The organism is Mesorhizobium sp. M0051 (assembly GCF_040323235.1).
Classification (GTDB): Bacteria; Pseudomonadota; Alphaproteobacteria; order Rhizobiales; family Rhizobiaceae; genus Mesorhizobium.
The window spans coordinates 1-15577 of record NZ_JAMYUT010000045.1; the positions used below are offsets into that span (position 1 = coordinate 1).

General features: G+C 60.1%; 7 protein-coding genes and 10 pseudogenes. 11 read left to right on the top strand and 6 right to left on the bottom strand.

Annotated features, from left to right (window positions below; genetic code table 11):
- Window positions 1-53 precede the first annotated feature (53 nt).
- Together NKJ90_RS30590 and NKJ90_RS30595 are read left to right on the top strand one after the other, a co-directional pair.
- A pseudogene (locus NKJ90_RS30590) lies at window positions 54-684 on the top strand (tetrahydrofolate dehydrogenase/cyclohydrolase catalytic domain-containing protein); the annotation flags it as partial.
- Between the two features lie 87 nt (window positions 685-771).
- Window positions 772-1578, top strand: a pseudogene (locus tag NKJ90_RS30595) (ISL3 family transposase); the annotation flags it as partial.
- Between the two features lie 257 nt (window positions 1579-1835).
- Here the strand turns inward: NKJ90_RS30595 and NKJ90_RS30600 are convergent.
- From NKJ90_RS30600 to NKJ90_RS30620, 5 genes and pseudogenes are all read right to left on the bottom strand, one after another.
- On the bottom strand, window positions 1836-2135 hold the full coding sequence (locus tag NKJ90_RS30600) for a hypothetical protein (RefSeq protein ID WP_352487538.1): 300 nt from the start codon (window positions 2133-2135) through the stop codon (window positions 1836-1838).
- A 290-nt stretch (window positions 2136-2425) separates the two neighbouring features.
- Complete coding sequence (locus NKJ90_RS30605; RefSeq protein WP_352487539.1) at window positions 2426-2653, bottom strand: hypothetical protein; 228 nt, start codon at window positions 2651-2653, stop codon at window positions 2426-2428.
- Window positions 2654-2901: 248 nt separating this feature from the next.
- Window positions 2902-3237 (bottom strand): annotated as a pseudogene (locus NKJ90_RS30610) (ISNCY family transposase); the annotation flags it as partial.
- A gap of 169 nt (window positions 3238-3406) precedes the next feature.
- The gene (gene ectB, locus NKJ90_RS30615) at window positions 3407-4684 is read right to left on the bottom strand and encodes a diaminobutyrate--2-oxoglutarate transaminase (protein ID WP_502904958.1); all 1278 of its coding nucleotides are present in this window, start codon (window positions 4682-4684) and stop codon (window positions 3407-3409) included.
- Window positions 4685-5257: 573 nt separating this feature from the next.
- A pseudogene (locus NKJ90_RS30620) lies at window positions 5258-6337 on the bottom strand (IS5 family transposase).
- 80 nt (window positions 6338-6417) lie between these two features.
- On the opposite strand from NKJ90_RS30620, the pseudogene NKJ90_RS30625 reads away from it, so the two are divergent.
- The 6 genes and pseudogenes from NKJ90_RS30625 to NKJ90_RS30650 all read left to right on the top strand — a co-directional run.
- Window positions 6418-7324 (top strand): annotated as a pseudogene (locus tag NKJ90_RS30625) (IS1380 family transposase); the annotation flags it as partial.
- A 504-nt stretch (window positions 7325-7828) separates the two neighbouring features.
- A complete protein-coding gene (locus NKJ90_RS30630) occupies window positions 7829-8023 on the top strand; it encodes a hypothetical protein (RefSeq protein ID WP_352487540.1) in 195 nt (64 codons plus the stop codon).
- Between the two features lie 259 nt (window positions 8024-8282).
- Window positions 8283-9322: pseudogene (locus tag NKJ90_RS30635) on the top strand (IS110 family RNA-guided transposase).
- A gap of 316 nt (window positions 9323-9638) precedes the next feature.
- Window positions 9639-10074, top strand: a pseudogene (locus NKJ90_RS30640) (IS5 family transposase); the annotation flags it as partial.
- Between the two features lie 161 nt (window positions 10075-10235).
- A pseudogene (locus tag NKJ90_RS30645) lies at window positions 10236-11571 on the top strand (ISNCY family transposase).
- Window positions 11572-11990: 419 nt separating this feature from the next.
- Window positions 11991-13001: an L-histidine N(alpha)-methyltransferase gene (locus tag NKJ90_RS30650; RefSeq protein ID WP_352487541.1), complete on the top strand. Its 1011-nt coding sequence runs from the start codon at window positions 11991-11993 to the stop codon at window positions 12999-13001.
- Between the two features lie 241 nt (window positions 13002-13242).
- Here the strand turns inward: NKJ90_RS30650 and NKJ90_RS30655 are convergent.
- Window positions 13243-13614 (bottom strand): annotated as a pseudogene (locus tag NKJ90_RS30655) (transposase); the annotation flags it as partial.
- A gap of 564 nt (window positions 13615-14178) precedes the next feature.
- Between NKJ90_RS30655 and NKJ90_RS30660 the strand changes: the two are divergent.
- From NKJ90_RS30660 to NKJ90_RS30670, 3 genes and pseudogenes are all read left to right on the top strand, one after another.
- Window positions 14179-14379 carry a hypothetical protein gene (locus NKJ90_RS30660; protein WP_352487542.1) on the top strand — a complete coding sequence of 67 codons (201 nt, stop codon included), beginning with the start codon at window positions 14179-14181 and terminating at the stop codon, window positions 14377-14379.
- A 304-nt stretch (window positions 14380-14683) separates the two neighbouring features.
- Window positions 14684-15232 (top strand): annotated as a pseudogene (locus NKJ90_RS30665) (reverse transcriptase domain-containing protein).
- On the top strand, window positions 15229-15558 hold the full coding sequence (locus NKJ90_RS30670) for a hypothetical protein (RefSeq protein WP_352487543.1): 330 nt from the start codon (window positions 15229-15231) through the stop codon (window positions 15556-15558). Before NKJ90_RS30665 ends, NKJ90_RS30670 begins: the two are co-directional and overlap by 4 nt.
- The last annotated feature ends 19 nt before the right edge of the window (window positions 15559-15577 follow it).

Consider the following 15577-nt stretch of genomic DNA (forward strand, 5'->3'; position numbering starts at 1 on the left):
CGACGCACACCATCGACGGCAAACAGGTGGCGGCAACCGTCATTGAAGCGGTGATGCAAGCGGCTTCTGATCTCGAGCGAACAAAAATCCGGCCAGCCACGCCTATGTCAACGCCAAAGGCAGCATGGCCAAGGAATGCGGCTTCAACTCCATTCAGCACACGCCGCCAGCGCAAACAACGCAGGGCGAACTCGCAGGCCTCGTGGCCTCTCTAAACCATCCACGGCATCCTCGTGCAGCTGCCGCTGCCGAAGCATCTTGATGCGGATGCAATCATCCAGTCGATCCGCCGGAGAAGGATGTCGATGACCTGCATGTGGTCAATGCCGGCAAACTTGCAATCGGTGACTTGGCGACCGGCTTGATCTCGTGCACGCCGGCCGGCGCCATGCTGCTGGCGCGCTCCATCCATGGCGAGGACCTGTCGGGCCTGATGGTGGTCGTTGTCGGCCGCTCCAATTTGTTTGGCAAGCCCATGGCGCACTTGCTGCTTAATGCCAATGCCACGGTGATGACGGCGCATTCGCGCACGAAGGATCTGGCGTCCGTGGCGCGTGGCGCCGATATTTGGTGGCTGCGGTGGGCCGGCCGGAGATGGTGAAGGCGGACTGGGTCAAGCCGGGTGCGACGGTGATCCATGTCGGCATCAACCGGATCGATGCGCCGGAGCGGGGCGAGGGTAAGATGTAATCCGCGTGCAAAATTGGGTCAGACTCAATCTCGCTGCATGTGAAGGCTGAAGTCGCGATTTTTCCGAGGGGGATCAGCGCGGTGGAACGGAGATCTGGGTCGACGAAACTGGCGCCGGCGGGCTTCGTCTCCGAGCATGCGGAGATCGACACGGATTGCGTATATCTTGACGTGCGCGCTACGGCGCTTTCGGCAACGTGCCCGTGCTGCGGGACCAGTTCACTCCGGACCCAGAGCCGATATCTGCGGCAAGCCGCCGATTTGCCGATCGCCGGTCGGCGGGTTTTCCTGCGGATGACGGTTCGCCGTTTCTGGTGCGACGCCGTTCTTTGCCGCCGCCGCATTTTTGCCGAGCGGTTTGGCGCCGATATTCTCGCTCCGCTATCGCGAAGGACCGGACGTCTTGAGACGATCGTTCATCACTTGGGGCTCGCGCTTGGCGGCAGGCCGGCTGCGGCCTTTGCCGATCGCCTCATGTGATGCCGGTGAGCAACGATACCCTGTTGCGTGTCGTGCGCCGCAGGACTGAACAGCCGCGTGATGAGCTCGCCATCATCGGCATTGACCACTTTGCATTCCGGCGCGGCCAGCGATACGGGACGATTGGCTGCGATCTCGACGCCGCAGGCCGGTGACTTTGCTGCCCGATCGCGAGCAGGCGACATCGCAGGCACGGCTCATGGGCCATCCGTCCATCACGAGCGTCGCGCGTGGCCGAGGTGGTGGATATGGCGAGGCCATCACCAAGGCGTTGCCACATGCCGATCGGGTGGCCGATCACTGGCACCTGATGGAAAACGCCAGCCGAGCCTTTCTCGACGCGGTTAGCAAATCCATGCGCAGATCCAAAAGGCCGTCGGCAGCACCATCATAGATCCGAGGCTTCTCAACCCACCGGCACCGATAGTACCAGCCGAGCAGACGGGCTGTTGCCACTGGTGAGTGCGATCGCCTCGGAATCGCAGCACGCGGCGCAGCCGCAGCGACGGAGGCCGGCGCGTTGATGTTGGGGAATTCCTTCAATCGGCGGCAAACGATCGGCCACACCATGCGGAGCGCCTGGACGCGGGCTTGGCCAGGCTCGGCGTAGTCCCGCTTCGGCTTCTCCTGCATTTTCGCGGCTGTCGCGGCAGGAGTGGGTGGGATTACTGGCTTGAGCGCGGCGGTGGGAGCCGCAATAAGGGTTTGTCTCGAGACCTTTTGTAGACTTCGCGGGAACGCGGTTTGGCTTCGATGGAGAAGGTCGGACGGATTTCGCCCGCGTGCCAGGCGCTCGATAGGCTTGCTACGAACGCGGCCAGGTTGGGCGGCTCGGATGTGGTCTGTGGCGGTGCTTCGCCGTCGGCCAGGGCGGCCAGGTAAGCCTGTACAACTCGGATCTCCTCCAGAAGCTTCAGCGGATCGAAGTCGGCGGCGATCTCGCGCAGCTTGCTTTTGGCGGCCATCGGGACAGCCTCCGCCTGCAGGAGACGCTCGCAGGCGTCTGCGGCGGATGATAGCGCTTAGTCACCTTCGGCAAAGGTGCGCATTTTGATGCGCCGCCGTGGCTCCGGCACAACCCTTGGCGGCTTTTTCGTTCGCATGGTGCGTCTTGGCATCTGGAGCAAGCGGTCGATCGTCGCGGCGCTCATCGACAGGATCTTGTGCGTATCTCCCCCTCGAGCTTCAAATGTCCATTGCGTTCCAACGCCGGCAATAGAATGGGCAGCAGTGCCTTGAGGCGCTTGCCGCAAACTCAATCAGAAGCTTCCCACAGCAAAATGAAGGCGCCCCGAGCAGCCTCATCATAGAGCGAGGGGCGTTGACGGGTCGGGACACGGATCGCGGACTTCTCGTGATACCTCGTCGCGGCGATGAGCTCCTCCAAGATCCTGCGTTTGGTCTTATTCGCTGCGGCCGCATAGCGACCCTGGATCGCATTGGCGAGTTCTATGCGCATGGCATGCGTCAACTTCGTCTTCATGATGCCTCCCTGGCGGTGAAGGCATCATGGCGGCGGCATCTTCACGGGTAACATTTTAGGTGAGGCAACGAACCCCATAGCAAGATTTTCCTTGAGGCAATGCGACAGCTGCTTGGCAGCGCGTGGTGGGCACGGGGCGTGCAGATCGCGAGCGAGAGCATTCGCAGCGGCCATGCCAGCATAGAGTATCGGCTGCCGCCGGCCGGCGTGGCACTGAGCGCGACCCGATGAGTGGCGTCAGGCCGGTTGAGGCGAGTGAAGAGGACGAGATTGTAGACCACGGCAGAGGACCAGACGCAGGCCCTGAAGTGATCGAGGCCGCGCCAGGTGCAGCGCGCCAGGCCGTAAGCGCGTTTGAGGCAAGAGAGGTCGGCCTAGATGTCGGCGCGGTCTTCGACCTTGAGGCCGGCCTTTTTGCGGACGGCCATGTCGGACACGCCCCAGGCCTTGGCCCAGCGCAAATTTTCGCGGCTGGCATAGCCGCCGTCCGCAGCCGCTTGCCGCGACGCCTGGTCCCAGATGCCGATGTGGCGCTCCAGTATCGGCAAGAACCGCTCGCTGTCGGCCGGATTGCCCGTCGAAATACTGAAAATAGCCAAATAATATCGACAATTTTCCTTTATGGACGGGCACTAGCCTGACCTAGAGCACGGCCGCGCAAGAGATCTTGTCAGAACGTTGGATCCGAAGCCAAGCCAGCGAACACGATTCCTGTGAGGTGTGCATTGCACGGCTTTAACAGATTGCACCTCTTCAAGGTTTAAGCGTTGCATGCACTGACGCAGCCAGAATGTTCAGACCGCGTTCAAGCAGCTGCGTGTCAATGGTTAACGGAGGGAGAAGCTTGATGACCTCGTCCTCTGCGCCGCATCGCTCTACCACAAGCCCATCTTGAAAGGCCTTGCCGACGATTTTTTCGGCAAGTTTGCCCGTGTTGCAATCAAGCCCTAACATCATGCCCCTTCCTCGGACGGAAAGGCTATGATTTCGGCTATGTTGAGTGATCTGTCGAAGGCGCTCACTCATAATCCGTCCTACTTCTGCAACGTGCTTTGACAAATTTTCGTTGGTCCAATATTTCTGCAATGTGGCAGTCGCCGTCACGAGCGCAAGGTTGTTGCCTCTGAATGTACCGTTGTGTTCGCCCGGCCGCCAAACGTCTAGTTCAGGTTTCAGCAGCAAAAGAGATAGCGGCAGCCCACAGCCACTAAGAGACTTGGACAACAGAACCATGTCGGGCGCCAAGTCAGCGAACTCGAAACTGAAAAAACTGCCGGTTCGTCCGCAGCCTGCCTGGATATCATCCACAATCAGAAGTATGCCGTACTTTTTGCAAAGCCGTTCGATCGATCTTAGCCAATCTTTGGTACAAGGGCGTATGCCGCCTTCGCCCTGGATGGTTTCTGCAATGATGGCAGCGGGCAAATCGACACCACTGCTTGCATCAGCAAGCATCTTGTCCAGGTATTCGGAAGTGTCATTATCGGATCCCCAATACCCATCATAGGGCATGAACATTACGCCGCCCAAAGGAAGTCCTGCCGCTTCTCGGTAATATCGGTTACCCGTTACCGCCAGGGCGCCCACAGTCACTCCATGAAAGCCGTTGGTGAACGAAATGATGCTGCGCCGTCCAGTGACCTTTCGGGCGAGTTTCAAAGCGGCTTCCACGGCGTTGGCCCCAGTCGGACCAGGAAATTGGAATTTATAAGTCAGACCACGTGGCTGCAGTATTATGGCGTCAACACACTCCATAAACTCTCTTTTAGCTGAGGTAGCCATATCCAAACCGTGAACGATCCCTCGCGATTCCATGTATTTAATCGCGCCATTTAGTAAATCGGGATCGTTGTGACCATAGTTAAGGGCGCCTGCGCCGGAGAGGAAGTCGATAAACTCTCGTCCGTCCTCGTCCTCGAGAATGGCTCCTGCAGCTGTTCTGAACACTACTGGAAAGGACCGCGAATATGACCGCACGTTCGACTCTAGGTTGCGAAAGGCAAGTAGCGAGTTGGCGTTATCCAGTTTCACGATTGTCTTCCTCCGGCGTGTCGTTACGCAAATCTTTATCACGTCACCGCGGCATTATAAGGTGATATTATGTTAAGTTTGGTTTGCGTGACTTTTTTTAACTTAAGTATTTTAGTCATATATTTAACGTTTCGTCTCAAAACCAGAAATAATATGCCATCAAGTCTTATTTTCATCGTTCGCGACTTTGAAGTTACCAAGGAGAGGGCAGAGATGATTGACCCGTGAGCGCTGTTAGAATCTTTTGTGGTTGCCGCCCGTGATGCAAGAAGTGCCGGATCCAAAGCTCGTGTGATCGTGTGCGGTCTCCTGGGAGGCGTTTGAAGGTGGCGTTTCCAGAAGCCGCTTGCCGGTATGGTGATTAGCGGATCCGGTTCAAGTCTGACTCTCGGGCTTGAATGCTCACGACCCTAAAACTGGACACCTCGAACTATCGTCATTTCGTAGGGTTTTAGGTCCGCGATGAGGTCGGGCACAACCTGATACCGCCCGAACGCTTGGTCTGTTGGTCGATGATTTTGATGCTCGGGGCCGATCGTGGCGCCGCTGCGGCGGCATTGACCGCCGTTGGCATCATGCGGGCGCAGTGCGCCCCTGGTACCAGACGAAGCGGGTGAGATTGTAGGCGAGGTTGGCCATGCCGATCTTGGTCTTGGCCCGCGCCATGCCGATCCTTCGCACGAACAGGCCCATGCGGGATTTCTGCTGCGCGAAGACGTGCTCGACGAAGGCGCGGATCCTGGAGCGCCGGCCGTTGGCCCGCGACGTCGCCTCGCTCATCGGTCGGCCTTTCGGCTTCTTGTGATGAATGTCGCACACGTAGCCGTTGTTCTCCAGCCATGCCTCGTTCTTTTTGGAGCGATAGGCCGTGTCGGCCCACACTTTCGAGCCGGTGTTGTTCTTGTCCAGCACGTTGGAAAGCTGCGCCCCGTCCCAGGCCGAGGCACTGGTGACGTTCCAGCCGCGGATGAAGCCGTGCCGGCGATCGATCGAGGCATGGTTCTTGTAGCCGAAGGCGGGAATGGCAATGTCGCGCTGCTGCGTCTTTCCATCTTCGGCCACCATGGCCTTCGAGAACTTCACCGTCCAGCCTGCGTCCCGGTCCTTCTGGCGCAGCTTGGCTGGTTTCTTCTGCCACTCGTCCGGCACCTTTCCTGCCTTTGATGTCGGCCTTTTCAGCATCGGAATTGCGTTGCTTCGGCGCCGCCACGATCGTCGCATCCACGATCTGCCCGCCCATCGCCAGATAACCGGCCTTGGTGAGGTGCTTGTCAAAACAGGCGAACAGGTTCTCCACCGCCTGGGCCTGCGTGAGGTGCTCCCTAAACAACCAGATCGTTTTTGCGTCGGGAACCTTGTCGCCGAGCCCCAACCCGAGGAAGCGCATGAAGGGAAGCCGGTCCTGGACCTGGAACTCGGCCTGATCGTCCGAGAGACTGTAGAGCGCCTGCAGAACCAGGACCTTGAACATCATCACCGCGTCAAAGGGCGGCCGGCCGCCTTTGGCGCCATCGGAGCGCTTCAGCGCCTTGGCCAGCGGCTTGCGAAACACTTCCCAAGGCACCACCGCGTTCAGCTTCTCCAGGGGATCGCCGGCCTCGCTCAGCCGGCATAGCGCTCGTCATAATCCCAGAACCCTGCCTGTCCTCGCATCCAACGCCTCCGTGCAAATCACCAGGCGAAGTGAATCAAAATGCGCCGAAATGGGGAGGTTCTTCGAGGTGTCCAGCTGGGTGTTGGTCGATCTCTGGCTGTCGAGCTATGCCGCGCCGCCCGCTAGCATCACGCTCGACATCGACGACACGGTGGATGTCGTTCACGGCCGTCAGCAGCTCTCGCTCTTCAACGCCCATTGCCACGAGCGTTGCTTCCTGCCGATCCACATCTACGACACCGCGACAGGACGCCCGGTCGCCATGATCCTGCGACCTGCCAAGACCCCAGCGGGCAAGGAGATCCGCGGCCATCTGCATCGCCTTGTCCGGCGCATCGGCGCCCGCTGACCTGCCACGCGCATTCTGATCCGCGGCGATGGCCACTATGGCCGGGCGCAAGTCACGGCCTGGTGCGAGAACATGCGATCGACTACCTCTTCGGCTTGCCCGGCAACAAGGTACCCCACCATCTCGTCGATGAAGCCGCCGACGATATTCCGTACCCGCCGCGCGCTCGAGCACAAGCCGGTGCTGCGCGACTATGCCGAGGCCCTACAAGACGGAACGCCGCGCCTGCGCCCGGATCGAGGCAACCACCCTCGGCCTCGACATCCGCTTCGTCGTCACCAATCTCGACAAAGGCTCCGCCGAGCATGTCTACGACGTGATCTACTGCGCCCGCGGCCAGGCCGAAAACCTGATCAAGATGCACAAGAGCCAGCTCGCATCCGACCGCACCAGCTGCCGCTCACCGATTGCCAAGCAGGTCCGTCTCGTCCTGCACACCACCGCATACCGGTTGATGCTCACCATGCGCGAGGCACCCACGACCCATCATCTGCGCAACGCCGAGTTCGCTACGCTGCGGCTCCGGCTTCTCAAGCTCGGCGCCCGCGTTTCCGAAACATCCGGCTGGCCTTCCGCCGCCTGTCCCGAGGAAAACCTGTTCCGAGCGATCGCCATCACGCTGCAGCCCGCAGCACCATGTTCGCCGGGGCATCAAAGCCCCAATGAACCCGCATCAGCCGACCTCCAGCGCGTTCCAGCCAGTCTCAGCTGCGGTGAAAAAGACGCCTAACACCTTCATGACTGAACGCCCAGCGACAAGGGAACCAAGCTGCTCGTGAATAGGACGGGTTAGCGGGGTGCACCGGGAAGCGTCGCCGAGGGCGGTACCCCAATGCTAGCGCAACAACAGCAGCAAGCAACTCTACGCCTAATACTACTGTGTCATAAAACCGTTTTGACAGCATGCACATCGTGGCAGCCGTCGCGCCAACGCGTGGGCAAGTCTAATCCGAATGGTGGCGATGGAATTGCTGACGTGGCGTTCGGGACGGAGCGGCGGCGCCGCGGGGTCGGTAACCTTCGGATAGCGCAGGTGCCTTGAGGAGCGGCGCTGAGTGTGGGGCTGAGATGCTATGGGGCGAGCGGCGAGGGTGCGGCATTCTTCGGCGCTGTAAAAACCACCATCAGAAGGAGGCCTCCCATGTCGCATTTGTTTGACGCAAGCCGGTCCTTTACCGCTCTCGAACAAGATAACACGATTGTCGCCGTCATCGAGATGAGCCAGGCGAAATGGCTGATTGCAGCGCTTGTTCCGGGTTTCAAGCGTCAGCCCCTCAAGACGCTCGATGCCGACGCGCCAGCACTCTTGAAGCTTTTGCAGCGCTGGCGCGCGTGAGACAGGCTTCCTGCTGGCACGTCCAGCTGCCTGCGACACAGTCACTTCTCCACACCGCCAGATGCCGAGCGTGATCATCTGACCGCCGCAACAGGGGCATCGCCGTGCTTCCGAGATGGCGGCATCACCATCGCGCGCGTGACGGCCGGTGCTGAACTTCCGTGTTCCTGACGCGTTCGGCGCGATCATGACGTATCGTTCCAGAATCGGCGAGGAGGCACGCCGGCAACCCCCTGTCGACCGACGGGAGAAGCGTAGCATGAAACATTGTGCAGGATTGGACGTCTCGGTGAAAGAGACCGCTATTTGCATTGTCGACGAAACGGGCACGGTGTGCCGCGAGGTGAAGGTGCCGACCCATCCCGAGGATATTGCGCGGGTGCTCAAGGATCCCGCCTGGCGGTTGGAACGCGTCGGGCTTGAAGCCGGACCTTTATCGCAATGGCTGTTCGAAGGCCTTGCCAAAGCCGGCCTGCCGATGATCTGCATTGAGACACGTCACACCAAGGCATTCTTGAAGGCGCAGGTGAACAAGACCGACCGCAATGATGCGCGCGGGATCGCGCAGATGATGCGGGTCAATCTGTTCCGCCCGGTTTGTCAAGACCCTGACGAGCCAGAAGCGCCGGGCGCTGCTGACGGCGCGCAAGCTCTTAAAGGACAAGGCGATTGCCATCGAGAACGACATCCGCGGGCTGTTGCGCAACTTCGGTCTCAAGATTGGCAAGGTCGGTGCGGTCAAGTTTGAGGAGCGGATCCGCGAGCTCACCGAAGGCATGCCCGATCTGGCCGAGATCGTCGAACCGTTGCTCGACGCGCGCCGCAAGCTGCGCCAGAATTATGCCGCCCTGCACCGCAAGCTTCTGGCGATCGTCCGGGATGATGAGGTTTGCCGCCGGCTGATGTCGATCCCCGGTGTGGGCCCCGTCGTGTCGCTGGCCTTACACCGCGACGATCGATATCCCCGCCCGCTTCCGCAACTCCAAGGCGGTCGGTCCGATTTTGGGCCTGACGCCGGCGCTCCATGAATCGGGCGAAAGCCGCCGGGTGGGCGGGATCTCGTTATGCGGCGACGGTATGATGCGAACGTTGCTCTATGAGGCCGCGCAGACCCTACTGACGCGGGTGACGAAATGGTCCTGGCTGAAGGCCTGGGCGATGGACGTCGCCAAGCGGCGCGGCCAGCAGAAAGCCATAGTTGCGCTCGCCCGCCGGCTGGCGGTGATCATGCATCGCATCTGGAGCGACGGCACACAGTGCCGCTGGACCAGGACGGAAATCATGCCGGTCGCCGGCTGAAGAATTGATAAACATCGCCCCCCGATAGACGGCCGATAGACGGGGACGACACGAGTTCCACCCACCGGTGGAAAGCTGTCCTTCGCGGGACGAGGATGAGGTGAGTTCGTCGACTGGCTTGGGTCGATTGCCCATCATCGGCAATCAAGGCGCTCGACAGATTGTTCCACCCATTCTTCTGAATCCCCATAGAGGGCAGGGCCAGAGCGCCGATCCCGGAGAGAAGCAAGGCCCCGCGAAAGACGTCCAATGCCGGCAAAGCGAAAAAGAACTAGGAGGCGCTTGACTTCAAACCGCCGAGTCGGTCAAGGCTTCGCAACCGGAAACAAGAGGGTACGACGCCGGCAAGAAGATTGTCGGCCGCAAGCGCCACATCGCCGTCGGGGCGGCTGTTGATGATCAACCTGACGCCGGCCGACATCTCCGACAGCGCCGGCGCTCAGGCGATCCTGGATGGTATCCGCAAGCGCTGGCCCTGGGTGAAGCATCTGTTCGCCGACGGCGCCTACGACCGGCTGAAGCTCATGGATAAGGCCGCCTATCTGGACTTCGTGGTAGAGATCATCCGCCGATCCGACGACTAGAAGGGCTTCGAAGTCTTGCCCCGCCGCTGGGTTGTCGAGCGCACCTTCGGCTGGATGACAAGATGGCGCCGCCTCGTGCGCGACTACGAGAAGCGCATCGACGTCTCTCACGCCATGATCCTTGTCACTATGGGCGCCAATCTCATCCGCAGAAACGACCATCCCTGATTTTCAAAACGGACTCTAACTAGTGTCCGTCCATAAACGGCAAACTGTTGAAATTACTTGAGGAATCGGAGTTTTCCGCAGGAAAGCTCCGGCGGTTTCAGATACACTTTGGCATCATACCACTGATTCCAAAGCGTTTTCTGCCACCCCCGGAGCCGACAATGCGCCAAGAACGCACCGTCCAAGCCAGTGTATTCGATCTTTTCGCCGGACACGAGATCGGCCGTGAGCTGAAGGGCATGTCCGATTGGCTGGACGAGCAGCGTCACCTGACCGGGCTGGTGGCCGCCGACCTGCGCCGGCACGGGGTCAAGCAGACCGGCCGCGAGGGCCTGCCGGCGGAGGCGGTGCTGCGCTGCGCGCTGCTCAAGCAGCATCGCCAGCTCAGCTACCAGGAACTGGCTTTCCACCTGGAGGACTCCGCCTCGTTCCGGGCGTTTGCCCGGCTGCCATGGGGATGGAGCCCGAAGAAGTCGGTCCTGCACAAGACGATCAGCGCGATCCGGCCCTCGACCTGGGAAGACATCAACGAGGTGCTGCTTTCGAGCGCCCACCACGAGAAGCTGGAAAGCGGCAGGGTGATACGTGTGGACAGCACCGTCACCGCAGCCCTCATCCACGAGCCGAGCGACAGCAGCCTGTTGTGGGACGCCGTACGGGTGATGGTTCGCCTGCTGCGGCAGGCGGATAAATTGGGCAGCGGCGCGCTTTCCTGGCACGATCACTGCCGCGCGGCCAAGAAGCGGGTGCGGGCGATCCAATACACCTGCGGCCGCCCGAAACGGGTTCAACTCTATCGCGAATTGCTCGGGATCACCCGCACGACGCTGGGCTATCTCCGACAGGCGGCGGAGCGGCTGACCCCGGCGGCTGATCTGGACACTATCGTCTGGCAGGAGCAACTGCGCCACTATCGACCGCTGATCGAGCAGATCATCGCCCAGACCGAGCGGCGGGTGCTGGCCGGCGAGGCGGTGCCGGCCGCCGAGAAGCTGGTCAGCCTGTTCGAACCGCATGCCGACATCATCGTCAAGGGCGGCCGCGATGTCCATTATGGCCACGCTCAACCTGACGACGGGCAGGAGCGGCATGGTTCTCGACCTCATCGTCGAAGCCGGCAATCCGGCCGACAGCGAGCGGTTGCTGCCGATGCTTCAGCGCCACATCGACCGATATGGCGAGCCGCCACGTCAGGCGGCCGCCGATGGCGGCTATGCCAGCCGCGCCAATCTGATCCAGGCCAAGGCTTGGGGCGTGAAGGACATGGCCTTCCACAAAAAGTGCGGCATCAAGATCGAGGACATGGTCAAGAGCCGCTGGGTGTATCGCAAGCTGCGCAACTTCCGTGCCGGCATCGAGGCCGGCGTCTCATGTTTGAAGCGCGCTTTTGGCCTGGACCGCTGCACCTGGCGCGGGCTCGACCACTTCAAGACCTATGTCTGGTCCTCGGTGGTGGCCTACAATCTCGCCCTCTTCGCCCGCCTCAAGTCGAACTGACCCGCCGCCGACTTCGCAAAAGCCTACCCGGCGCCCGCCGGGCGGTTCACGATGGGCCAACTAGCGGACCGCGAGAGAGCTCTACTTCTCCTCTAACGCCTCGTGTAGATAGAACCACCAAAGCAGTCAGAAATACCTCGAATCTACATGGGATGTACAATGAATACTTCGAAAAGTTACTGTTTATGGACGGACACTAACTAATGTCGAGTTTGTCGAATTCCCGACACCGGAGTGGTATCGCCCCATCCTCATACGCTGCGTTCACCGGGCATAACTAACTGATCTAAATGAACGAACTGCCTGCGAGCAGCGCGGTGCCCGCCATTGGCATAAATCTTGGTGCTCTCCGGTCGCAGACTGACGAAAATTTCGGTCCTGCTTTCTTGATGCAGTGTTTCATATAGGAACGTATCGACATGCTCCGGCCAATCCCAACCAAGCGCAAACTAGACGATCTCCGAAATTATACCATCGTCGGCGCAGATATTCCTGAAACGGAAATTTTCCGTAGCGACGCGTTGATACAGTCTTTATCGGAATCTCCGCGCTCTATAGGCTGCATATACTACTATGATGACACGGGTTCGGCGCTGTTTGAGCGGCTCTGCAATGAGCCGTCCTACTACTTGTTTAGGGCCGAGCAAGAGATATTGACGCATCACGCAAAATCGGTCGCCGACATGACGGGCCCTGCCTCTCTCGTTGAGTTGGGGGCTGGCAACGCACAAAAAACGACGCTGTTGATTAATGCCTTCATGGAGAACCACGGCCCGACTTCTTATGCCGCTATCGACGTCAACCGTTCAATTCTACAGAAAGCCGCCGAAAACCTCCTTTCGATGAGACCAGATTTGAACTTCACGGGCATCGTCGGGGTCTACCAAACCGGATTGCAACAGGCTGCCACCGTCACAGGTCCGAAGCTTCTAGTTTGTCTCGGCAGCTCAGTGGGAAACATGTACGATGACGAGTTGCGCGATCTGCTTCACCAGGTGCGCTCGTTGTTCGCTCCCGGTGACTATTTTCTGGTCGGTATCGACTTGGATAAGAGTTCGGACATTTTGGAGGCTGCCTATAATAACCAAAGCGCTATTCTGACCAACCTATGCGTTCTTCAGCATTTGAATTGGAGATTTGATGGAAATTTTAACGTGTTTCAGTTTCGACACGTGGCATTCCACAATAAACCTCTTCGTCGAATGGAGTCTCACTTAGAGGCGGTGCAGACTCAGTTTGTGAGACTTGACAAACTAGGCTTTTCATTTTTCCTAGAAAAAGGAGAGAGGATTAGAACGGAGATAATGCGAAAGGTAGTTATTTGTGACTTCAGCAAGATATTCATGAATCATGGTTTAAGTTTGGTGCATCATTGGACTGATCACGCGAAGCGATGCGCCATATGCTTGTTCGAGGTTGTTAATATGTAGGTGGTTATAGTACCGTGCCGAAACGCATCATCGACCCACCGATTACGCAGCCGCGGAGTAACCAGGCGTAGCGCCAGCGACCGCCGCTGGCTTGCGAGGGTAGGCGAACTTGATGGCGAACCGATCGGAGTTCGGCAAAGATCTCTTCAACGGCGCTAGCCACGAAGCTCGTTCATTTGACTGGCTGGCAATCCGCGAACACCATCAGGGCCAGTAGCCGTGCGGCTGCAACTCAAGGCCGGACGGCCTGGATGGGGTTGTAAACAGAACGTGTCGAGTTGCCTTGCACATAGGCTTCTGGCTGTCTGGCTGACGCAGGTCAGCGCCTTCTCGGCCATGCGGCGCGGTACGAGCCACCCGGGAAGTGGCTTTCCCTTCCAAAATGATTGGGGATGCGCAACTCGACCGTTCCGGCTCGCGTCTCCCAGTCGCGCTCGCGGTAGCCGTTGCGCTGGGCGAGCCGTAGAGGGTTCTTCTCGCCATAGGCGGCGCCGGTGGCGGCCCCAACCTCCAACTCCAGCCGCTCGGCGGCAAAGCCGATCATCTCGCGCAAGAGATCGGAATCCGGAGTCTTCTCCACGAGCGCGCGCAGGTTCATCATGTCGTCGGTCATCGATGGTTCCTTCGAATCAGGTTCAGCAACCCGAAGGCGAACTGTCGATGCCCGCCGCAAAGCCGCTCGCTCGCTACAGCGCTATTGAGGGCGCGCTCGCGAGCGGCTTTGCTTCCGCCGAACTACACCACCTGTGGGGAGTACGTCATGCCAAGCTGATGATTGCTTGTGGGTGCAAGTCCCATCCGGCCAAAGCCGTAGCGGGCAAGCCGGGACCGAGTCTTGCGGGCGTCGCGGCAACGCGGGGTCTGAAGCGTAGACAGGAGCCATGCGGGGTGCGGGAATGAGCCTCGAAAGGTGGATGTTTGCGGAGGCCGAGTGTGTTCCCTATTCACGAAGGCAATATGAGCATCGTCGCTACGCGAGACGATGCCGCTCCGCCGGGGTCGATGGCCGGATCACGCATGGAGGTAATCATCGGAACATGAGAGACCCGACCGGGTCCGCTGGATTGGTCTCCATCGGGAGACAGCAGCAAGGTACTGCCAGAGCTGTCGTCCGAGCTGAGGTCGGGAGTCGGACTGGTTCATAGTACCCGTGAAGTCGTCGAAGGAAAAGAGGCGAGTGGAGGGAAGGGACCAGCCTGAGGGGAGCCTGCGCGAGGAGGCCAAGGTCCGGACACAGAGCCGGGTTGCCTTGCCGCTGAACCTCGAGCGGGTGAACGCGGCGGCCAAGCAGGCTGCCCAAACCCGGTTCACGGCCCTGCGGCATCACGTCGACGAAGAGCCCTTTACCGGGCGTTTCGGCGACAGAAGCGACAGGTGAGTGCTGGGGTCGATGGGATGACCGTGGCGAAATACGAAGAGGGTCTGACGGATAACATCCGTGATCTCTGCGAACGGGTCCACACCGATCGCTACCGGCCACAGCCGGTGCGGCGGGTTACATTCCCAAAGCCGATGGCGGTAAACGGCCTCTCGGGGTGCCGGCGCTGGAAGACAAGATCGTCCAAAGCGCGGTGGCCGAGGTGCTGAGTGCTGTCTACGAGGTCCACTTCCTGGGATTCTCCTAGGGCTTCCGGCCGGGGCGGAGCCCCCACATGGCGCTTGATGCCCTGCATACAGCGATCATGAGCCAGCGTGTGAACTGGGTGCTCGATGCCGACATTCGCAGCTTCTTCGACTCGGTCGACCACGAGTGGCTGCTGCGGATGGTGGCGCACAGGATCGCTGATCCTCGTATCCTACGGCTCATTGGGCTGTGGTTGCGGGCTGGCGTCCTTGAGAGCGGCGAGAAGCAAGAGACGGACAGGGGTACCCCGCAAGGGGCGGGCATCAGTCCGCTCCTCGCCAATATCTTCCTGCACTACATCCTCGATCTCTAGGCCCACCAATGGCGTCGCCGCCATGCACACGGTCGCGTTGTGATCGTGCGTTACGCTGACGACTTCGTCATGGGCTTTGAGAAGAAGGCCGATGCAGAGGAGATGCTGTTGGCCCTCAAGGCGCGGCTGGCCGGCTTTGGCCTGACACTCCACGAGGACAAGACGCGGTTGATGAGTTTGGGCGGTTCGCGGCCCTCTCACGACAGCGGCGTGGCGAGCGGCGACCGGAGACCTTCGCCTTTCTGGGCTTCACCCACTACTGCGGGCGGACCCGGGATGGCCGGTTCATCGTGAAGCACAAGACGGAAGGGAAACGCCTGACGCGCAAGCTGAAGGCGCTGCGCCAGGATGCCTGGCGGCTCATGCACGCGCCAATGGCTGCGCAGCACAGGTGGTTCGCCGCCGTTCTGCGTGGACCCTACGGCTACTACGGCAGGCCGCACAACTATCCAGCGCTCGACGGATTCCATCGGCAAATGCGCCGGATATGGCTACGGTGTCTGAGACGGCGCAGCCAGAAAAGCCGGCGCATGGGCTGGTCGGAGTTCGAGACCCTGACGGCGCGCTTCCCCCTGCCAACTCCGCGCATCACTCGAACTTGGGCGCAAGCACGGATATGACGCGGGTTACCCTCGGGAA